Origin of the sequence: Paenibacillus sp. ICGEB2008, assembly GCF_000307675.1 — a bacterium.
In the GTDB taxonomy this organism is placed as follows: Bacteria; Bacillota; Bacilli; order Paenibacillales; family Paenibacillaceae; genus Paenibacillus; species Paenibacillus polymyxa.
This window is the reverse complement of record NZ_AMQU01000007.1, coordinates 146,991-167,552: the sequence shown is the minus strand read 5'-3', so window position 1 is coordinate 167,552 and position 20,562 is coordinate 146,991. Positions and strand designations below refer to the sequence as shown.

The following is a 20,562-nucleotide window of genomic DNA, read 5'->3' as shown; positions in this document are numbered from 1 at the left end:
ATTTCGTCTCCTCCTCTACCATAGGCCTCCAGCCAACATTGTGAAGCGTATAAATACAATCTCATCCCCTGCATGAAGTGACAAAGGAGCGTCCAGTTCAATCGCTTCCTCATCACATACAAAAACCCTGTATAAACCATCCTCAAAGGCCTGCATTGCCGTGTTCACGGCAGCCTCAATATTAGGAACACCATCATTATATATGGAACCGAATCCAACTTTGCCTGTCTCGCCTTGTGCCTGAATTTCCTCTTCCGTGAGGAACGGAATCAGCGCGACACTCTCCTGCTTTTCCCGTAGCTTTTGAACATTCAGGGCAACGGTTGCTGTAATCAAATCTCGCAATGTTTCTGGAGTAGGGCTCAGCTCTATTTCCTGTTGTGCGAGTGCGGGTTTACGCTTTCCCAAACTTTTTACAGTTACAAACAGCTTCATATTGTTTCCCTTCCTTTTTATTGACGCTTTTGAACCGTTGTCAGCTGAATTTCTCGACCCTCCTACAAACATCGTTAACAAAACATAAAACGAATGTTTGTTCGTATATTTATTTTAATAGGTTCCTTATCATTACTCTATCACCCTTTATGACCAAAATTCACAGTGCTGTAATACACTAAAATCTTAAAAAATAAGACTTTGTACCCTGATTTCGATGAATTTTACCCATATTAAGGATGAAAAAGAAAAAGACCTGCACAAGGGAGACCATCTGCTCTTCACAGACTGCACTCCATTATACAGGTCAAATATCATCAAAAATAATGTTTCAATACTTATTTATTTAAAATGCTGGAACAACGCTATCCTTGTAATTGTCCTCAAAAAATTTGCGTACTTCCGGTCCGGTCATTCGTTTTGCTAGCTTTTGAATGGCATCGGAATCTGCATTATCCTTACGCGCTACCAAATTAATGGCAAAGTGCGTATCATCTTTTTCGGTAATCAGCGCGTCCTTCTTCGGTGTCAGACCGAGCGGCTTGGCATATGCGGGATACATGGCAGCCATGTCCACATCATCCAGCGACCGCGCCAGCATCAACAAATCCACTTCTTTAAACACAAACTTTTTCTTATTCTCAATAATATCAGCCTGTGTAGCATTATAGCCTACACCTTCTTTAAGCTTGATTAGACCGTTTTGCTCCATCATTACCAAAGAACGTCCGGTATTGGCCGGATCATTGGCAATGGCAATCGTCGCACCTTCGGGCAGGTCTTTAATGTTCTTGTATTTTTTGGAGTACGCGCCATAAATGGCGTTGTAAATCGGTTTTACCGCTACCAAATCAGATTTGTTGCTTTCATTATATTGTTGCATAAACGGAGCATGCTGAAAGAAGTTAGCATCCACTTCACGGCTTGCCAATGCGTTGTTCGGTTGGATATTGTCTGACAGCACAACAATTTCCAGATTGACTCCGTCCTGTTTAAGCAGTGGCTTCACGATATCCAGCACATCTGTCATCGGTGGGATCAGCGTGGCTACTTTCAAGGTCACTTCTTTTTGGGATGTTGCTTCTTTAGTTGTTGTTTCTTGTGTAGCCTGCTTCTGACCACCGCATCCGGCAACCAGCAGCATAACCACTGCAAATAGTGTAAGTAATTTCAAGTTCGTTTTCATGTTGTTTTTCCGACTCATTCGATGATGAACCTCCAAATTAGTTGTGATTGGGAAGATAAAATATGAGTTACAGTAGGAGCCGTAGCCGCTTCGCGAATGATTTGATCTTACGATCGCTGTTGAAATGGGATTCTCTCTGATTTCTAAAGTAATTTATAGGTTTGAATCCCATTTCAAAGGCGAACGCTAACGCTTCTCCAGATTCAAATCCTTCTCTCCGCTTTTGAGGTACTGTAAAGTTATTTTTATTTCCCATAGTGGGTGTTGCAAGTGAATTGCCATACAATCTGCCGTTTACCGCTTGTCGATCCGGCGAGATATGGTGCTTCCGGTGAACTGGATCGTTTGTACGAAAATAATCATAACGACGATGGTGAACGCCATCAAACCTGTTTCAAACCGCTGGTAACCATAGCGAATGGCAAAATCACCTACCCCGCCGCCGCCCACTATGCCCATCACCGTGGAGTAGGAGATGAAGCTAATGGTGGACGTGGTCAAACCCAGTACAAGTCCGGAACGGGCTTCCACGTATAGAAATTTAAAAATAAGCTGGAGGGTGGATGCTCCCATAGACGTAGCGGCTTCAATCACACCCTTGGGCACCTCAAGCAACGATTGTTCCACCAGTCTCGAATAATAGGCGATAGCTACCACTGACAAGGGAACCGTAGCTGCCATCGTGCCCAGCGCCGTGCCTACCACCAAACGTGTAAATGGAATCATAAACACCACGAGCAGCAAAAACGGAAACGAGCGGATAACATTGACCAGACTGTTCAGTATGGTGAAGAGCAGTCGATTTTCATATTTTTGCCCTTTACCACACAAATATAAAATCGTTCCTGCCGGAAGCCCTAACAGTACAGCTGCTGCGATAGAAATCCCCACCATGATAAACGTCTCCCCGATGGCTTTCCATATCTCTGACTGATACTGTGCAATGATGTTCAACATGTCATTCATCAGCTTCACCTGCTTCCAAGGTTGAACCTACCATAGGGTCAGCTACATGTTTCGTTGAAAGTAATTTCCCGTCCCGCATTTCGGATACACGGGTACAAATATCGCGTACCACGTCCATATCGTGTGTGACGATTACAATCGTAACTCCCAGTTCACGGTTGATCTCCCTTAACACGCCCAGAATATCAGCGGTCGTCTGCGGGTCAAGGGCTGAGGTCGGCTCATCACAAAGCAGCACCGCAGGGCGATTCGCCAATGCTCTGGCAATCGCCACACGTTGCTTTTGGCCTCCGCTCAGTTGTGCCGGATACTGTTCTGCCTTATCCGCTAAACCAACGAATTGCAGGCATTCGCGCACGCGTTCCGCTCGCTCTTTTTTCGCGACACCTGCCAGCTCCAACGGCATTGCTACATTTCCACTTACCGTCCGATTATGAACAAGATGATAATGCTGAAAAATCATCCCTATGGATCGCCGCGCTTCACGGAGACGTTTTTCCGGCATGCGAGTCAGATCTTCCCCGTTCACAACCACGTTTCCCTCATCCGGCCTTTCCAATACATTCATCAACCGGAGCAACGTAGACTTGCCGGCACCGCTGGCACCTATGATACCGTGAATTTCCCCTTCCTCCACTTGAAGAGACACGGATTGAACCGCATGAAATGGGCCGCTTGAGGTGGTATAATGCTTGTTTACCTGATGCAGCGTAATCATGAAACTTGGCCTCCTGATGATCCATTACTGCGGGAAAATGTAATAAGCCCGCCAGCCCAGGCGGGTCTGTACGAGCCGTCAATTCCCATTGCATTAATATACCACAGAGCAGAAATCGGGCAAAGCCTTTTGACAACAATTAACGTACATCCCATACCCCCACATAAGGAAAGCAGGTACCAAGTCCCCAAGCTAGCATCAGCAGCACCACAAAATACAAAATAAATATAATATCTACAGCCGAATAGCCGATCGCATAATAATACGTACGCTTGGTTTCATTAGCAAAGCCCTTGGCTTCCATGGCTATAGCAATGCGCTGCGCACGCCGGATACTTTGAGCGAGCAGCGGAATTGCGTACCTGCGCAGCGTGGCATACATATTCCATTTGGACACATGCTGGTGCAAACCTCGAATACGGTGGGCATGTCTCAAAGCCTGAAATTCCTCCAGCATCATCGGCATCAACCGCATAGCTGCCAAAAAGCTGTACGCATACTTGGGAGGGAGCTTCCATTGCTGCATCAGTGAATAAAAAAGGCTCACCGGACGAGTCGTTAAACCAAACAGCAACCCTGCTGCGGCCATACTCAGTGCACGAAAACCCAGATGCATCCCTCGGAAAAAGCTTTCCTGCGTAATATGGATCAGACCCCATGTCCACCAGGTCGTCACTCCCTTGCCAAACATCATCATGCCTGTTGAGGTTGAAATAAACACCAATATAAAGGGAGATCCGTACAGCAGCAGCCGCTTCCATGGATGGCCTGACCAGACAAGCAACAGCAGCATAGCACATGTAACATTAAACATAACGTTCGGATCATGGATGACTATAACGATCACAAACAGCAGAGAAAACATTACGAGCTTTAGGCCCGGATTCACACGATGCAGCCATGTTTCATGATGAGGAAAGGACAGACTCATACAGTAGTTCCCCTTTCTGAATCCGCCATATATCAGTGCAATATCGACGGACAATTTCCGGGTCATGCGTAACCATCACAATGGCCGTGCCTGCCACTCTCAGCTGTTCCAACATATCCAGCATGACAAAGGTATTACGCGCATCCTGCCCAAAAGTCGGTTCGTCCAGCAGCAGCACTTCCGGCTCCCGGATCATTGCCGTAGCAATACTCAACCGCCTTTTTTGGCCCAGCGAGAGCTGATACGGATGGCGTTCATCCAGCCGCTCCAGTCCAAACTGTATAAGCATTCGATCCACTCGTTCCCTACACTGTTCAGCTGTAAACAGGCTCTTGGGTAACGAATATTCCAGTTCCCTTCGTACGGTGTTCGCTACAAATTGCAGCTCTGGATTTTGAAACGCGAACCCAATGCGCTCAGCCAGTTGCTCCGTATTGCCTGCCTCAGCTCCGCACACGCGATAACACCCCTGCGTGTGAAGTAAGCGCATCATAGAGAGCAAAAGCGAGCTTTTGCCAGCCCCGTTTTCACCGACCACACCAATCCAGTCGCCAGGCTTCACCTGCGCTTGCTCCACATAAATGACTGAGCTCCCTCCCCGAAGTCCGCTAAAATGTTCCAACTCCAGCAAATTTGTTGTACATGCTGAAGTGGACGGACTATCCGCAAGCAACGCATCATTCTGCTGCGTCATAGAATCATTCCAACGTGGTGAAGACGATTCATCCCATACTCCCGGATACCACACGCCATACTCGGATAATGCTTGTCGGTGTATATGAAATACTTCTTCCGCCCTTCCGTCCGCAATAATCTCCCCTTGAGCAGAAAGCACCACAATCCGATCCACATCCTGGACAATTTCATTAATTTTATGCTCTACAATCACCAGCGTCTGGTCTGCCGAAATGTTGCGAATGGTATCCCACACCTGTGTAGTACCTTCCTCGTCCAACAAGGCTGTCGGCTCATCCAGAAAAAGCACTTCCGGCTCCATAGCCAGCACCGATGCAATCGCCAGCCGCTGTTTCATTCCTTGTGACATGCTGGCAATGGGCAGATGTATATCATCCGTTGGAAGACCAACCTGCATTAGCAGCTCGCGAATACGGGATGGCATCTGCTCCCTTGGAACCTGCTTATTTTCCAATACAAAAGCCAGTTCCTCGTCTGCATATGACATACAAAACTGTGTGTCGGGATCTTGAAATACAATACCAGAGAGACTCGGGATCACGGCAGCATCGCATTTCATAGGCACTTCTATCGTGCGTGGAATCAGACCGCTCAGCACCTGAAGCAGCGTTGATTTGCCGCATCCGCTCGGCCCCAGTAGCAGCAGCTTTTCCCCTTTGCGAACAGATAAGGAAATATTGTGAAAAAGCAGCTCTTGCTCACCGGGGAATTTCAACCGAAGACGGGTGATCGAAGCCACCACATCTTCGTTGGTCGGACTCATCAATCCAGCCCCTTATAATCTTGTTCCGTTGCCGGTCTCAAACTTCGCGTAACGCCGGTTACTTCCAATGCCTTAGCCAGATAGAAAGCGAATATTCCAGCAATCACAATACTGCCAATCATCCGAAATCCAATATACAAAGCATAGTTCCAGGTCGATAGCTGATCAATATACCCATAGCTGAAGTCTAAAATCAGAGAAGTGACAGCCGCTCCTGCCGCAGCTAGTGAAGCAACCCACAGGTTGGCGTTCCGATACAGAAAAATCGCAAAGAACAGCTCCGCTCCCAAGCCTTGCAGCAAACCATAGTACAAGGTGGACATGCCCCATTCACTTCCCAAAAAAGCACTGACGGTTGCCGCGGCCACCTCTGCCAAAATCGCAACACCCGGTTTGCGAATGATGAGATAAGCGAACGTGCCAGCCATAAACCACATGCCATACATTAGTTGTTCGGCGTGCAGACCGAATGGTTTCATCAAATCATAGGCAGGTCCCCATATTTTGTAGACCAGCCCGAATACCACGGAGATTACAATCGTGACCAAAATATCAGTCAGCTTCAGCCCTTTGGACGCTCTTACATTCGTATTCATTGTTGATACGCTCCCCTTTTTCTTTAAAATAGGCCATTTGGCCATAAAAAAAAAGCCTGTCCGGAGCTGAATCTCCAGGCAAGCTTTATGCGCAGTCATAAAATGATCACCATACATTATCAGTTGTCGACATATCTCATATAGCACAGCAGTCTACTGCACTAAAACCAAGCCAAAGTCAGGTACAGAACAAGACACGCTTGTCCGTCTGCAACTTTTTACAGACTGTAGCTCATTAACTTGATATAGGATATGAAACGTATCCATCGACTAGCCGCCGCTAATCGGCGGTATTCCTGTTTCTTGTAAGGTGTTCTAGGTTTCTCTACGCTGGCATTACCCAGATCAGATTTCACGGTCGGCGGCAAGGGCCACCCTCTCAGCCTGACTATCTCAAGCTCCCGACAATGCTTTTTAATTCACTATAATATATACCACATCCATGGCTTTGACAATCCTATAATCCGAAGAAACGTTTGGCCGTTTCCGTCGTCGCAATTTCGATCTCCATCATGCTGCGGCCTGTGCACTCGGCAATCGTAGCGGCGATGTGAGCGAGATACACCGGCTCATTACGCCCTTCTTTGGGCTTCACGGGCAAATTACGCGGGGTCAAAAATGGAGCGTCCGTTTCAATCATCAACCGGTCCAATGGAATATCCCTGACCAGCTCCCGCAGATGCTTGCCGCGCCGTTCATCACAGATCCAGCCCGTAATACCGATATACAGTCCCATCTCCACATACGTATGCAATTCCTGTGCAGTGCCGGTAAAACAATGCACCACCGCTTTATCAACAAGCCCCTGATGCTCTCGCAACATAGCAACAAAGTCCTCATGCGCATCTCGTTCATGCAGGAATAAAGGCATATGCAGCTCCCCCGCCAGTTGAATCTGCTCTCCGAACCATCGGCGCTGTACATCACGCGGAGAAAAATCACGGTTATAATCCAACCCGCATTCCCCTATGGATACGACCTGCGGCTGAGCCGCAAGTTGGCGGAGCTGCTGAATCGTATCTGTGCTGCAACTTTTGGCATCATGGGGATGCACGCCAGCCGTCGTGTACAGTTTACCCGGATAACGAGCCGCATACTGAGCAGCCTCCCGACTGCTCCGGACACTGGTTCCGGTAATAATTAACGGTGTAATTCCTGCAGCCGCTGCTCTCTCTACCACCTGTTCCCGATCTCCATGAAACGAACGGTGCATCAAGTTCACACCAATATCAATTAACGGTGTACTCCTATCCATCTCAATCCCTCCTTCGCAAACTACAATCTCGGATCAATCGGCTCCGATTCCAGAGATAGCGCGGCAAGGACGCATTCATGAATACGATCCACCGTATCCTTGCGGACAAAACGTTCTACGCCCTCCATACCAAGCGCTCCTTCCATCAGGGCATGACGCTCCTTTTTGTTCGTTCGGCGCTGCTTCAGACGCTTTAAATTCTCAGGGGCAAGATAATCCATACCGTAAATGATATGCAAATACTTCCGGCCTCTCACCTTGATTGCAGGCTGAATCATCTTGTCCCGATTTTTCATCAAAAAGCGTTCCGGCTTGATCACAATGCCCTCATGACCATCCTCTGTCATCTCATTCCACCAGCGGATAACCTCTTCCTCGCTTGCTTCGTCCGTGATGACCCGATACTCTGTCTCCATAAACAGCGAGGACAGTCCTGCTAGCTCCCGGTTGTGCTCCATATGCCAAAGATGAGATTGGTCAAAAAACGTCCGGCCGCTGTGGGCCAGTGTATGAAACGGTGCAATACGAATTTCATCCAGACCGTCTACATCCCAGCAATATTTTTGAAAAGCTTCTTGGAACGTTACGGCATTGCCATATTTCCGTTCCATTTCCTCCAGCCAGTCTCCAACCTCCCGGCCTGCAACCTCCGCCTGCTTCAGCTTGTCTACCAGCTTACTGCGATCCAGCAGAGCTGCTTCACCCACATGCGCATACTGTGCGGCAATCAGTTCCCGAGCCTTGAGATTCCACGGTACTATTTCTGCATCCAGCAACACGAAATCCGTCTGATTCCGCTCAAAATACCCGGCAGTCTGTAGATCGGCATTCAGCTTTTCCAGCACCTGCTTCGCAAGGCCTGGTCCAAAGAAAGGGCGGCCGCTGCGGCTGTAGATCGTGCCTAATGTCGGGTATCCTACATATTCGACAGCAGCCTGTTCGTTTTTGAATAATAGCAAAATCGCCCGGCTACCCATATGCTTTTTCTCCGCTACCATCGTTTGTACGCCTTGACCACGATAATAAGCCAGCGCCTCACGCGGATGCTCCAGATATCCTTCTTCTGCGGAAATCGTGGGAGCAGGACTCATAGTTGGTGGAATGTACACCAGTTCCTCCATCGGTACTGTCACATGTGACACGGTATCTATAGCGGATTTGACCCATTCTCCTTGTACGCGCACTTCGCCATACGATTCCGTCAGTACACTGTAACCAGCGATGAGCTTACGTAAATTCGGCGGGGAAAACCGTTTTTTCTGCCACCTGACAAGTGGGCTATCGGGGTCATTCGCATAATTCTCATGAGCCGGAACGCTGACAAATTCCTTTTCCGGATAACGATAAGCGGTCAGCATGCCGCCAAATACCACACCCTGATCAATATTCACCGTCTGGTTCACAATCGTAGGCTGCGGTCTCGGGTCATGTCCCCATACTACTATTTCTCCCGATTCATGGTCTACGAACCAATCTTTGCGGATTGGTTTTCCGTCTGCATCCTGACCATCCGTATCTCCATAACGACAGTAATCAGAAATACGTGCCGACTGTTTGCCAATAAAATGATCCTTAATCCCCGCATGAGTCACAACCAGGTGTCGCAACCCATTTCTGCCGAAAATAAGATGAGAGGGCGCATGTAGCAGAAAATCCCTCAGCTCGCCTCTAAGCTGTTCCGCTGCTGCCTTGCCCGCTTGTTGTTCATATTGAACCAGTTCCTCTGCGAATCGTTCATCTCCATGATTGAGAGTTACTTTTCTTCCATCAAGGTAACGACCGATTTTCCAACCATGATTGCTGTCAATCATGTAGGCGAGTCCAGCATCCACGTGCTTTTTCCAGAACTGCACCGCTAATAACGATGCTGGGCCACGGCTCATCACATCCCCAACGGATACCAGTCTTCTGCCTTCTGGATGATGATATAGTCCTTCCGTATCTTCCATATATCCGAGCCGCTCTAGCACTTCCAGCATCTCCCGGTAGCACCCGTGGATGTCACCAATGATATCAATGCCTGCACTTATATCATGAAACAGCGGCTGAGCACGGCGGGCGAAGTTAAGCTTTTCTACATCCTTGAGGACATAACAAGCGTTAAAACCTTCTTCCCGGATACCGCGCAGGTCCCGCTTTAACAGCTGTGCCTGCTGCTTGACCCGTTGGCGACCACGCGGATGCGCCCTGCCTGCATCACGTTCCAGCAGCACAGATTCGGGTACATCCAGCACCAGAACCATCACAGGTACATGCGCCTTGGCTGCCAGCTGTACATATTTCTGGCGATCCTCAGCATACAGATGGGTGGCATCCACAACCGTCAGCTTATTCAGACGACAGCGCATAGCCAGAATGGTATCCATCGCTTCAAACGCCTTGGCTGACATCTGCTGGTACTCATAAAACAGCACGTCCGATTCCAGCCTTGGAAGTCCGCTCCAGTCTATAAATTCCGTATCTCCGACCAGCTGGCGAAAATGATCTGAGGATACCACTTCCGTTTTCAATAGAATCCCTTCGCTCACCAGCCTGTCCAGTAAAGTGGTTTTGCCACTATTCGAGGCCCCTACCAACACAACCAGTCCAGCATGCGGTAGATTAATCGTTCGTTCGGATGAAATGCTCATGAATTCTTCGGCTCCTTTCTGCGCGTAAATACAGCCATTTGGGTCGGTTGTCCAAAGCCTTCGACCTCTTCTCCGATCCCTTCCAGCGCTAATGAATAGGGAGCTTCCTCAATCCATTGCTCGCATCGTTCACGAAACTCGCTTCTGCTCCATTCAAAACGGTGATCGCCATGCCGCAGCTCTTGCTGATCCATACGATACACCTCATTATATTCTCGATTGGGAGTCGTCACGATCAGCACACCCGGCTGATATTCTGTCACAATCGTATCCATCACCCGGTTCAGACGATGCTCATCCACATGCTCAATGACCTCACACAGGATCATCACATCTTTTCCCCGCAATTGTTCATCATAATAAAAGAGAGAGCCCATCATAGGTGTAGGGCGAATTGCATCGGCATGCCTTTCCAGCTTGGCAAAACGCTCCACAGCCCTCACCTGTGCATATGCAGACGGCTCCACCGCCCAAATCTCTTCAATGCCCTTGATTCGAGCCATCCGAGCCGAGAGCTTCCCTTCCCCTGATCCAAAATCTACGATTTTCTGTCTTCGGGGCAGCTTGCGAATCACATCCATAATGGCTTGATACCGCAGCTCATTTAGCCGCATTACAGGCTGTTGCTTTCCTTCCTCCAGTGACTGATCTTGCTGCTGATCCTGTTCGTGATTATGGTTTTGTTCTTGGACCGCATGTTTTTCAGTCTGTGTAGCAGCAGAATCAGATTGCTCAAATTGCTCAATCAGATTGGTAAAATGAAGCGTGCGTCGAATGATGAGCTCGCGCATCGGATGCTCTTGCAGCCAGCCTTCACCGTAACGTTTCAGCTTATCAAACTCTTCTTCGCTAATATAGTAGTGCTTATAATTATCCAACACTGGAATCAACAGCAATAACTGACGCAGCGCATATTGCACCGTCTGATGGCCACTTAGCGTGACATATCTGACGGTGCTTCGATTTTTCAGCTGAAAAGAATAATCCGCTTTCCCTCGTTCGATGGTCACTTGATAGCCCAGCGGCGCAAATAGTCCCTCCACCACAGCATCTGGCAAATCTGACGCAACAGGCCCAAACGATAACTCCAGCGCAAAAGGATGCGTCACCCACGCTGTATAGTCTTCCTTGGGTTTGCCGTTCAGGGCTGTGCCAAGCGCGCCGCGAATATAGGTACAGAACAAGCTGCTGGTTACAAACTCCCGGTCATTAATATATTGTGTAATGTCATAGCTATCCGGACTGTTTTTGACCAAATCTATTGAATCTGGTGAAGCCTGAATGACGATTTCTGCCTCTTCCTCTGTAAAAGTGGTGTACACCATGCGTACACGTGCACCCTTTTCCGTGCGATCATACGTATTGTAAGGGTTCTTGGCGAGCAAATGCGAAATCATCCCAGCATTGTTTCCGGTTGCTTTTAGCGTGATGTGCATACTCCACTTCTCCTTCCCTGCTTATGTTTTCCATACTTCATTCACCGCAGCGCGGAACATCTCGTCCAATTGCTGATCCCGTCCGCCCTCCATATGCTGAAGCAAAGGCGCCTTCTGTTCAAAATAAGCAATTTGCTGTTCAATAAAGTCATTCACCACCGAAAGCTGCGGCTCCATATCCAGCTCCTCACCCGCTTTTTTACGCTCCAGCAAAAGCTCGATCACCTGATAAAGTTCGGTATCTGCCGGAATGAATTCCGCTAGCAAGTCTACGAATTTGATAGGAGGCATACTGTTGTAACGTTCAATCCAGCCACAGGCCAGCAGCGGACGCAGCACGTAAAAATATTTTTTAATTTTCACCTGTTCACCTTGCAAATAGTCCCGATAGTTTCCCCGTGCCATATTCAGATAGTGATACATACAGGACTTCGGAGAGAAGGTTAACGGCGAGATTGCACGGATCTGATCGGCCACTGAATATTGCTCCAGATAGGGAATCGGAGATTGCAGCCATTCCAGCAAAGGCGGATTGGATTTGCGAAATAAATGGAGCGCCTTTTTCAAATCCCAACCGTTTATATCCAGCATATTGCTGATTGGCCGCTCAATCACATCCCGCTTATCAAAAATAGATAAATACCATTCTATGGGTCTTACATAAATAAATCGTACATCATAGTCACTGTCCTGTGAAGGAAACCCCCATGCCCGACTGCCTGATTCACAGGCGTACACAATGCGCACCTGCTCTTCCTGCTCCAACGCGCGCAGTTCACGCAAAATCGTTTCGCGCATTTCCGGTTGAATGAAACCCTGCCCATGCTTCATATCTGTCATGTTGTTCCCTCCCTTATCCTTAAAGTATTTCCCGAATCTGTTCTCTGATCGACTCCTCCGTTTCAGCTTCCGATAAGCAACGAAGGCGCTCTATCGTTGCCTCTCCCCACATCTCAGAAGGCCATTCCTTGAGTACATGAAGCGCTGCACGGCGATTGGAGGTCACCGGGCTCCAAAGTCCGGTAGCAACTAGCTCTTGTCCCATTCCTTCGTAAGAAGACAATAGTTGCAGCAGCATCCCCAGACATTGATGCGCTTCATACTCCGGTCCAAAGCCCGGCACATCAGCAGGACCGGAAGCTATCTCTCCCAGAGGCAAGTGCTTTTCTGCAAAAGCCACCAGCTTACATGCCCGCTGTTCATCCTCTGTCTTGCTAAGTTCAAAGTACAGATTAGGCTTGACTGGGTGTTTGCTTAATTGATCAAATAGCACGGGCCATACATCTAGTGCTAGCATTCGAGCTGCGCGAATGGCACAGTGAAGATGCGGTGAATCTGCATGATGTAGTTCCTGCTCTACCAGCTTCATCCACTGCGGATCGTCCATCATCTGCTGGCATATCGACGTGTAACGTTTACGTAATTCCGGCGTCCATTCATGCTCATAACGTGCCTCCCATGAATCGTCTTCTTCATCGAGGAAGTCCGCAATATCCATGATGATCGTAAGATGCTTCACAGTCGTACACATAGTCTTAGCATGACGAAGGTAGTTGCCTATGACCATAGCGGCATGCTCATAATCGTCTATACTTTCCGCAGGTCCGCCTGCCGCCAGCAATGCCGACAGTATATCGCCTGCTCCGTCAAACAACTCCCGATCAATGTGCGGTACAGCCATGGCTGTATGCAGCTCGCCTTTATGAGCGCATTCATAAGCAAGGTACTCATACATGACATTATTGCGGAATCCTTCCCGTAATAACCAATCACGTATTTCCTGCCGCGCCGGCTCCAGTCGTTCCACGACGTGAATACGTCCCCAACCATGTACCTGTAAGGCTAAATTATACAACTGCTCATTGGCCTGATCCGAAATATTACGGATAGCTACAGCCGCATATAGCGTGAATTCATCATGCTTGGCTAGCGTTAAAATAAGCTCGTGGTGCTGCTCTGTCTCCAGCAATCCGAGCAGCGCAATACCGACCTTCACCACATTGCGATGTGCTCCGTGTTCGGCCAGCCAACGCGCTTCCTCATACAATCGATCCGGCTGAATTGCTGGATGTTCGCGCACCGCATCTAGCAGCGGATCAATCAGGCTGAGCGCATTTTCCTCCATCAAGCGTACATACGTCTCACGTCTTGTTTTCATCCCTGGCTTGCGGCATTGTCTGGACAACAAGTGTGCTAGCTCCTTAATTTTCTCAGTCTCTCCATCTCCGCCAGCGCCGTGATGCCCAAACGCTCCATCCAGCCCTCCTGCCACCCAACGCATCGTGTGACCTGCCCAGTATTCTTCATCATCCGGCAAATGATCATCCGTAAGCCTGCCCTGAGAGTCCAATCCCTGCTTAATCGTTTCATAAATCGAAAGCTTACCTACCCATGGATATAACACTTCATTTTTGAATCGTCCAAACATGTTGCCTCACCCTTCTGTTATGTATGACTTTTTACTTATCGTGCTACCTTATATCCCTATAATCCTTTATTTTGGAAGTCATGAACATGGTGAAAGTATTACAAAGATGAATAAATTACCTTTTTCCTGCATCCCTTCCCTGTTAGAATAAAGGGATACTTATTTTCGGAGAACGGCTACAGAAACGGGGAATGCATCATGGCGAGAGAGAGTTTTGATAAAGAAATTCAGTTCCTGCGTATGCTCACACTAACCAGCGGCGCTTATAATCGGCAGCAATTTGCAGACAGACTTGGCATTTCGGTACATACCTTTGATAAGACGATCCGGCGCCTCAAGGAAATCGTCCAATCCGTACAACAGCAGCTTCCTGCGGAACAGGGACATGATTTTAATGAGATGCTGCGCTTTAATTATTACGAATCCGCTGACCCATTATTGTTATTCCTGTTTCGGGCCAAATCGCTCAAGGAATCGGAAAGCGTCCGCTTATCCCTTCTGCTGACAGCGCTGCAATCACAGCCTATGACCACCATGGAACTGCTGGACGCTTGCTGCAATGGGCTGCCTTCCGACAGTGCACTGCCGGATGAAAAAACAATCCGTTCTGATCTGAAATATCTGGTCGAAGTCGGCGTAGTTCGTAAGGAGCCTGGCGGCAGACCCTATCGCTATGCTGTCCGTAACGATCTGGTGACAGAACTGACGGACGAGGAATTACTGGACTTATATGATTTTGTGGACATTATGGCCAACACTCAGCTCCCCTCTGTGCAGGGATATCTGTTGCGAGATCATCTTAAAAAGGCCATGCGCCGTCAGCTCGGAGATCGGGAGATGGCAGAGCCTTTTTTTATATAAATACCATTATTATTCACGCATTCTGGACGAAGCCCATATTCATCCGCTTCTGCATGCCATTCGGCAACGCCGCTGCGTAAACTTTTTATATTTTTCGGCATCCAAACGAAGCATGTACGGGTCACAGAACACCAACCCACGATTTGAAAAAGAGACTGAAGGCCGTGAACATACCATTCTGCCCTTGCAAGTCATCTATGATCATCAATATGGACGTTGGTACGTGCTTGGTCATGTGGGCGGCAAAGGAATCATGAAGTTTCGTATGGAGGGCATGACCCAATTGGTGGAGGGCAAGCCTGTCCCAGAACAGCTTTATGCCGACCTGTTAGCCGTGTTGGAGGAAAAAATGCGATACAGCTGGCTTGTTGATACGGGTCGTCCCGTGAAGGTAAGGGTACGTTTTTTTAATCCCGAAGGGGCAAAACGCAACTTTATTCGGGAACGTGTGCTGTCACAAGGACAATGGGGTACGATTACGGAGGAAGAAAGTGAATCCTTTATCTATGAAATCACAGTGAATGGAATCACTGAGATTAAACCGTGGATTCGCAGCTTCGGATCAAGCTGTGAGGTATTGGAGCCCCAGCGGCTGCGTAAGGAATTCAGACAGGAATGGAAGGAGCTGCAAGCCTATTATGAGCCTGTTCGAGAAAATATTTAACTATCAGATCGTCTCACGACTGGATGAATCGGGCGCTTTTGCTACCACATCGCAGGAAAGAGTCTGGCTTAAGTCCATGCTTGCAGACTCGGCAGCGACAGAGGCTTTTACCCCCTCTACACTTGATAAGCTTCGGCAATTACTTGCAGATGACGAGCCTCTGGAGGCTGATGGCAGCCTGCGCGAAAAAGCAGGGGTCCCTGCTGCTTCGGTTTATCATCCACTCCTGCGTGAATTGCGTTCCATTCTGCGATCCCGTTCAGGCATCTGTATGACCTACAAACTGCGCAACGGACGCCTGCATGAGCGAATGTTCGGATTCCCATATAAGCTGGAGTTTTCCATGGTCAAAAAAGAATGGAGTCTGCTGTGGTATAATCGCCGCCACCGCGCATTTATGTCCACCAAACTGTCCAACATCGTAACCGTTACGGAGGATGAGATCCGACCTGAAGAAGCCGAGACGTTTACCCAACGAATACTCGGTATACTGGAGTCACGCAAAGAACAGGGCATCATCGAAATTATTCCTATATATAACGGTGAAATGTCTCGTATTTTATATGCTTTTTCCTGTTTTGAAAAGGAGGTCGAATATGATCAGGAAGCAGATACCTATCGTATTACGCTCACTTTCCAGGCAGACGAATGTGAATATGTGTTATCCAAAATCCGCTTCCTCGGCAAACGTGTCAAGGTCGTTCAAGGCTCTCGATTAATATCGCGAATGAAGGAAACAACTGCCAAGGCCCTCGCACGATACGAAGAGGAATAGCTGCTGAAGAAATATAGGATGAATCCACGTAAAGGCCCTCCCTCCGTCTGCTAATGAGACGAAAGGAGGGCCTGTTAAACGAGTTATGGCAAGGCTTGTCCGCGTGCACTGACATACAATTGATACCATTCCTCACGGGTCATCAGCTCGCTCTGGCGTTCTGCATCCTGACATGCTTTGATTCGTTCAGGATTGGCGCTGCCAATGACAGGCTGAATCCGTGCCGGATGCTTCATCAGCCAGCCCAGGACGATCGCTTCACGTGTCGTCCCCTTTTCAGAAGCCAGCTTCTGCACCAGTTCTGCCGTCTTACGGATATGCTCAGGCTCTCCTTCCAGAGAACCTCCGCTAAAACGTCCATGCGCCAGCGGTCCCCAAGCCTGGAGCTGAATATCCTCAGTTTGGCAATATTCCAGCAATCCTTCGCCAAAATGTACATTCGTCCCTGCCTGCTGGTTCACGTGTACGGTCTGATCTATAAAATGCAGATGTGCCAGGCTCATCTCCAGCTGATTAACAATCAGCGGCTCCGTTAGGCTACGCTCCAGAAAACAAATTTGGCTTACATTCATATTGGAAACGCCAAAATGCCGTACTTTGCCGGATGTCCTAAGCTCGCTGAACACCTTCGCTACTTCTTCCGGCTCTACCAGCGGATCGGGACGGTGCAGCAGCAGGATGTCTAAATACTCAGTACCCAGACGCTTCAAGATACCATCTACGGACTCCATAATATGATCATATGAGAAATCAAAACGGCCTGGGAGCGTGCCATCCGGCAAAAAAATGCCGCATTTGGACTGAATTACGATTTGTTCACGCAATCCGGGCTGTCCCTTTAAAATCCGACCGAAAATTTCTTCCGCTTTTCCCATACGATAGATATCCGCATGATCAAACATCGTAATCCCGATGGATTGTGCAGCTTCTACAGCTCTCTCCGCTTCAACGACATGCTCCTGTGTATACGGTGCATGGCTCCATTCTCCACCAAAAGGCATGCAGCCAAGTACCAGCCGACTATCGGAGATTCCACGTTTCTGTAAAGGCATAATTTTCATGCTGCTCCTCCTTGAACCCTCAAAGTATTCCTTGCTTCATCAACATTCGAATAGTTCGTCAAACCGCAAAAATCAGACGGAAAACATGTCGTTTCCCGTCTGATTTTATTTTAGTTACTTATTAGACAGCCCTTCTTATATGTAATAATCAATAGCCAACTTCAGCAGATAAAGCGCGAGCAAATGCAGCGGATAAAACAAATAGAAGAAGGTTCGTGGGCCTTTTCCCCTCTCTCCGTTATATCGGGATAGCAAAGGGAGTGCAAAAATACAGGCCCCGCCGATCGCAAACGGATAAAGATATTCGTTCATTGTGCTGGCGTTGATGCCCATGATGCTGAGCGAATCGGGAACAGCCCATATAATGATGACTCCGAAAATGAACATAAGCGCAATTATTGCAATAATCCATCCGTTGTAAATCTTCTGTTGTTTGCGAGCCACATAGAAAGCCAGAACCAGGAACACTCCAATCACACTCCAGTCTCCCAAAAGAGAGACTACGCAAAGAGCCGAAATAGCCAAGTATTTAAGCACAGGATTGGTCGTGTTGTCATAGAACCATATTGCCAGTAGGCCCATCAACAACGTTAGCATGATGTTTCCCGAAGTATACCAATCTTTAAATACCAATCCGTAAGGCACCACACTGGCTAGCCCGGTTAGAGCAAGGCGCATTGTATATTTTTTGAAGCTTCTGGTATGGATATATCCTTCGGCTACAAAAAAAGCCATGATAGGCAATGTAATTCTGCCTACCACCTGAAAGCCCAAAAAATCGGCAAAAAATAGCCCTCCAATATGATCAATTAGCATTGCCAATACTGCAATTAATTTTAAACTGGTGGCATCAATGCCTTTCACCTCTGCTTGAACGGATAATCTTTGTTCCATATTCCTCCCCTTTTCTTCCCGAAGAACTATGCCCTCCGTATCTATTCTATTCGTAAACAGGTCTGTTCAGGAGGCTCCGGTCTCCCATCTTATCTAAGAGGTGCTTCAACAATTGGCGGGAAACGGGAATAATGCGCCTTGCTTCTCCGGAATTCTGATTGGTTTGAAAAATGATCTCCTTCTTGCTCTTATCTATAGATTCCACCTTCATCAGGTTTACGATAAATGCCCGATGACACCGGAACAACCTTGGGTCCTTAGCCTCAATATCTTTCAGATCGCCGTAAAACTCAAGAGTTCTGTTTTCGGAAACCAGACGGATTTTGTGGGGAACACCGGTTGTTTCAAAGTAATAAATGCTGGAGAAGGAAATTTGAAATTTCGTAAATTTATTGTCGAGTATAAACCAATCATTGACATCCAACACAGGCTTTCTTTGATGGGCAACAACAAGAACTTCTCTGACCTTTTTTTCCATTTCATCCTGAGTAGCATCCTTGATAATGAAATCAAGAGCTGCTACCTTATATTGGAAGGTAAGCGGAGACAGATGACCGTGGGTAGTTACAAAGACAATATGCCCATACATATCATATTTTCTGATTTCCTGGGCAACTTCCAGTCCCTTCATCTGACAACCAGAGATTTCAATATCAAGGAAATACAAGTTATTCGCACAAGCTTTAGATTCAAAAAGCAGGAGATCCGGCTTACTGGTGGCAATGAGATTGCTGCAGCAGATGCCAAGTTCCTCGCAGCTTTTACGGACCATCTTTTCCATTATGCGCTGCTGGATAAACTGATCTTCCAGAATAAAAATATTCATGATGTCGCTCTCTTTATAATTAATGTTTGCGTGAAAAAATCCGGTTCCTTTTTGGTATCCAAAGTTACATACTTGTTGCTGCGCAGCACCTTTGCTATATTGTACAAGCCAAGACCTCGATTGTCCGCTTTCGTTGAAAAGTTCCGTTTGTAGAGATCATTCACCTTAATCCCGTCAAGTGCAGAATGATTATAAGAGTTTCGTATCGTCACCGTCTGAATATCGTCTTCATGGATCAGCACAATATTTATGGACGGATTGCAGGTCTCTAGTGCCGCATCGATTGCATTGTCCAGGAAACAAGAGATTACTCTGCAAAGGTCTATAATATCCATATACATTTCACTGATACCGCTATCAATTTCCAGTTTTACGTCAACTCCACGCTTCTTTGCCACCAGCACCTTGGATGTAATAATACTCTTGAGCTCACTCACGTCCAGATTAATCAGGTTATCCAGACTATAGGAATATCCGTTCAACTGTGAGGCAGTAGGTTGGATAGAACTCTCATATATCCGCTTGATCATCGCCAAATCCCCAGTTCTGATCCCCTCGTCCAGCATTAACAGGATATTGGTATAGTCATGTCTGAAGCCGCGGATGTCTTCGTACATTTTTTCAATCTCCATAATATAAGCCTCCAGCTGCAGGTATTGTTCCGTCTTGTTCTTCTCTAGCTCACGTTCACGCAGGAAGCGATACAGCCAATTGATCGTCATCAGGAAGATGGAGGTCAAGCCGATCAGCATCAACACAATCTTTAATCTGCTTGGATACGGATTGTTGCTTTCACACTCCGAATAGATAATCAGTCCTAGTCCGATGATCCCCAAGACTAAGATTAAAGAAGCTCCGACGATAAGCTTAATCCGATATATCTTCAAAAGCCTGACCGCCGGAGTAGGAAACAAATAAGACACAAGCTTTCGGAGCGCCAAGTAGATCAGCGGAGGTGAACAAGCGGTTAGGAAGGGCGCCGTCCATTTGTTTTTATATTCATAAGGAACCGCATAGCTGATTACCGTTATGAAATAACCCAGCAGTGTCGTAATGAAGATGGTAAGGATGGCGTAGAAGCCTATGACCCACAAGGATTCATATTTGTCGGTCAACCACCCGTATAATGCCAGTAGCACAAATAGAAATAGGTAAACAATCAGTCCGAAGTTATTCAGAGCTGTTATTCCGATAAAATAATACATGACTAAAAACAGCAGCAGCTTATAATTCATACGGAAAACGCTTAGACCATTGCCGCTGACCATATGATATATTACAAGATAGCTGGTGTATTGCAAAAAATAAATGCCGGATGTAATCATTTTTTGTTCAATTTCCAAACTTTTGGGTTGACTGGTTCATAGAACAACCCGAAACAAATCCCTCCTCCTTCACCTCTTTTACTCATATGCTCCAGTAGCTTAGCCTTGAGTCTCTG

The 20,562-nt window shown here is 47.5% G+C and carries 17 protein-coding genes and 1 pseudogene; 2 read left to right on the top strand and 16 right to left on the bottom strand.

The window, feature by feature from the left end:
• Positions 1 to 15 precede the first annotated feature (15 nt).
• From C400_RS0105735 to C400_RS0105680, 12 genes are all read right to left on the bottom strand, one after another.
• Positions 16 to 435 carry a hypothetical protein gene (locus tag C400_RS0105735; RefSeq protein WP_017426280.1) on the bottom strand — a complete coding sequence of 140 codons (420 nt, stop codon included), beginning with the start codon at positions 433 to 435 and terminating at the stop codon, positions 16 to 18.
• A 346-nt stretch (positions 436 to 781) separates the two neighbouring features.
• On the bottom strand, positions 782 to 1,639 hold the full coding sequence (locus tag C400_RS0105730) for a MetQ/NlpA family ABC transporter substrate-binding protein (RefSeq protein WP_016819898.1): 858 nt from the start codon (positions 1,637 to 1,639) through the stop codon (positions 782 to 784).
• A gap of 276 nt (positions 1,640 to 1,915) precedes the next feature.
• Positions 1,916 to 2,587, bottom strand: coding sequence for a methionine ABC transporter permease (locus C400_RS0105725; protein ID WP_016819897.1), 672 nt, complete (start codon positions 2,585 to 2,587; stop codon positions 1,916 to 1,918).
• A complete protein-coding gene (locus C400_RS26125; RefSeq protein ID WP_017426279.1) occupies positions 2,580 to 3,305 on the bottom strand; it encodes a methionine ABC transporter ATP-binding protein in 726 nt (241 codons plus the stop codon). Before C400_RS26125 ends, C400_RS0105725 begins: the two co-directional genes overlap by 8 nt.
• 139 nt (positions 3,306 to 3,444) lie before the next feature.
• Positions 3,445 to 4,236: an energy-coupling factor transporter transmembrane component T family protein gene (locus C400_RS0105715; RefSeq protein ID WP_017426278.1), complete on the bottom strand. Its 792-nt coding sequence runs from the start codon at positions 4,234 to 4,236 to the stop codon at positions 3,445 to 3,447.
• Positions 4,211 to 5,695 carry an ABC transporter ATP-binding protein gene (locus C400_RS0105710; protein WP_017426277.1) on the bottom strand — a complete coding sequence of 495 codons (1,485 nt, stop codon included), beginning with the start codon at positions 5,693 to 5,695 and terminating at the stop codon, positions 4,211 to 4,213. Before C400_RS0105710 ends, C400_RS0105715 begins: the two co-directional genes overlap by 26 nt.
• Positions 5,695 to 6,291 (bottom strand): ECF transporter S component, encoded by a 597-nt coding sequence (locus C400_RS0105705; protein WP_026065374.1) that lies wholly within the window; start codon positions 6,289 to 6,291, stop codon positions 5,695 to 5,697. Before C400_RS0105705 ends, C400_RS0105710 begins: the two co-directional genes overlap by 1 nt.
• 457 nt (positions 6,292 to 6,748) lie before the next feature.
• Positions 6,749 to 7,546, bottom strand: coding sequence for a TatD family hydrolase (locus C400_RS0105700; protein ID WP_017426275.1), 798 nt, complete (start codon positions 7,544 to 7,546; stop codon positions 6,749 to 6,751).
• Positions 7,547 to 7,566: 20 nt separating this feature from the next.
• Positions 7,567 to 10,176, bottom strand: a complete 2,610-nt coding sequence (locus C400_RS0105695; protein WP_017426274.1) for a polynucleotide kinase-phosphatase — start codon at positions 10,174 to 10,176, stop codon at positions 7,567 to 7,569.
• Positions 10,173 to 11,612, bottom strand: coding sequence for a 3' terminal RNA ribose 2'-O-methyltransferase Hen1 (locus tag C400_RS0105690; protein WP_017426273.1), 1,440 nt, complete (start codon positions 11,610 to 11,612; stop codon positions 10,173 to 10,175). The genes C400_RS0105695 and C400_RS0105690 overlap by 4 nt, the downstream gene beginning before the upstream one ends.
• A gap of 21 nt (positions 11,613 to 11,633) precedes the next feature.
• Positions 11,634 to 12,452: a nucleotidyltransferase domain-containing protein gene (locus tag C400_RS0105685; protein ID WP_017426272.1), complete on the bottom strand. Its 819-nt coding sequence runs from the start codon at positions 12,450 to 12,452 to the stop codon at positions 11,634 to 11,636.
• 19 nt (positions 12,453 to 12,471) lie between these two features.
• Complete coding sequence (locus C400_RS0105680) at positions 12,472 to 14,040, bottom strand: hypothetical protein (protein WP_017426271.1); 1,569 nt, start codon at positions 14,038 to 14,040, stop codon at positions 12,472 to 12,474.
• Positions 14,041 to 14,238: 198 nt separating this feature from the next.
• Here C400_RS0105680 and C400_RS0105675 point away from each other — a divergent pair.
• A pseudogene (locus C400_RS0105675) lies at positions 14,239 to 15,565 on the top strand (helix-turn-helix transcriptional regulator).
• On the top strand, positions 15,540 to 16,340 hold the full coding sequence (locus C400_RS0105670) for a WYL domain-containing protein (RefSeq protein WP_017426270.1): 801 nt from the start codon (positions 15,540 to 15,542) through the stop codon (positions 16,338 to 16,340). The pseudogene C400_RS0105675 and the gene C400_RS0105670 overlap by 26 nt, the downstream one beginning before the upstream one ends.
• An 83-nt stretch (positions 16,341 to 16,423) precedes the next feature.
• Here the strand turns inward: C400_RS0105670 and C400_RS0105665 are convergent, their stop codons facing one another.
• From C400_RS0105665 to C400_RS0105650, 4 genes are all read right to left on the bottom strand, one after another.
• Positions 16,424 to 17,401 (bottom strand): aldo/keto reductase, encoded by a 978-nt coding sequence (locus tag C400_RS0105665; RefSeq protein WP_017426269.1) that lies wholly within the window; start codon positions 17,399 to 17,401, stop codon positions 16,424 to 16,426.
• A gap of 135 nt (positions 17,402 to 17,536) precedes the next feature.
• On the bottom strand, positions 17,537 to 18,295 hold the full coding sequence (locus C400_RS0105660; protein ID WP_017426268.1) for a TraX family protein: 759 nt from the start codon (positions 18,293 to 18,295) through the stop codon (positions 17,537 to 17,539).
• A gap of 46 nt (positions 18,296 to 18,341) precedes the next feature.
• Positions 18,342 to 19,121 (bottom strand): LytR/AlgR family response regulator transcription factor, encoded by a 780-nt coding sequence (locus tag C400_RS0105655; RefSeq protein ID WP_017426267.1) that lies wholly within the window; start codon positions 19,119 to 19,121, stop codon positions 18,342 to 18,344.
• Positions 19,118 to 20,464 (bottom strand): sensor histidine kinase, encoded by a 1,347-nt coding sequence (locus C400_RS0105650; protein ID WP_230877825.1) that lies wholly within the window; start codon positions 20,462 to 20,464, stop codon positions 19,118 to 19,120. The genes C400_RS0105655 and C400_RS0105650 overlap by 4 nt, the downstream gene beginning before the upstream one ends.
• Between the last annotated feature and the right edge of the window lie 98 nt (positions 20,465 to 20,562).

What these genes read in the sequence shown, in the direction of transcription:
- C400_RS0105735 (WP_017426280.1), bottom strand. Translation starts at nt 435, where the DNA reads ATGAAGCTGTTTGTAACTGTAAAAAGTTTGGGAAAGCGTAAACCCGCA.
- C400_RS0105730 (WP_016819898.1), bottom strand. Translation starts at nt 1,639, where the DNA reads ATGAGTCGGAAAAACAACATGAAAACGAACTTGAAATTACTTACACTA.
- C400_RS0105725 (WP_016819897.1), bottom strand. Translation starts at nt 2,587, where the DNA reads ATGAATGACATGTTGAACATCATTGCACAGTATCAGTCAGAGATATGG.
- C400_RS26125 (WP_017426279.1), bottom strand. Translation starts at nt 3,305, where the DNA reads ATGATTACGCTGCATCAGGTAAACAAGCATTATACCACCTCAAGCGGC.
- C400_RS0105715 (WP_017426278.1), bottom strand. Translation starts at nt 4,236, where the DNA reads ATGAGTCTGTCCTTTCCTCATCATGAAACATGGCTGCATCGTGTGAAT.
- C400_RS0105710 (WP_017426277.1), bottom strand. Translation starts at nt 5,695, where the DNA reads ATGAGTCCGACCAACGAAGATGTGGTGGCTTCGATCACCCGTCTTCGG.
- C400_RS0105705 (WP_026065374.1), bottom strand. Translation starts at nt 6,291, where the DNA reads ATGAATACGAATGTAAGAGCGTCCAAAGGGCTGAAGCTGACTGATATT.
- C400_RS0105700 (WP_017426275.1), bottom strand. Translation starts at nt 7,546, where the DNA reads ATGGATAGGAGTACACCGTTAATTGATATTGGTGTGAACTTGATGCAC.
- C400_RS0105695 (WP_017426274.1), bottom strand. Translation starts at nt 10,176, where the DNA reads ATGAGCATTTCATCCGAACGAACGATTAATCTACCGCATGCTGGACTG.
- C400_RS0105690 (WP_017426273.1), bottom strand. Translation starts at nt 11,612, where the DNA reads ATGCACATCACGCTAAAAGCAACCGGAAACAATGCTGGGATGATTTCG.
- C400_RS0105685 (WP_017426272.1), bottom strand. Translation starts at nt 12,452, where the DNA reads ATGACAGATATGAAGCATGGGCAGGGTTTCATTCAACCGGAAATGCGC.
- C400_RS0105680 (WP_017426271.1), bottom strand. Translation starts at nt 14,040, where the DNA reads ATGTTTGGACGATTCAAAAATGAAGTGTTATATCCATGGGTAGGTAAG.
- C400_RS0105670 (WP_017426270.1), top strand. Translation starts at nt 15,540, where the DNA reads ATGAGCCTGTTCGAGAAAATATTTAACTATCAGATCGTCTCACGACTG.
- C400_RS0105665 (WP_017426269.1), bottom strand. Translation starts at nt 17,401, where the DNA reads ATGAAAATTATGCCTTTACAGAAACGTGGAATCTCCGATAGTCGGCTG.
- C400_RS0105660 (WP_017426268.1), bottom strand. Translation starts at nt 18,295, where the DNA reads ATGGAACAAAGATTATCCGTTCAAGCAGAGGTGAAAGGCATTGATGCC.
- C400_RS0105655 (WP_017426267.1), bottom strand. Translation starts at nt 19,121, where the DNA reads ATGAATATTTTTATTCTGGAAGATCAGTTTATCCAGCAGCGCATAATG.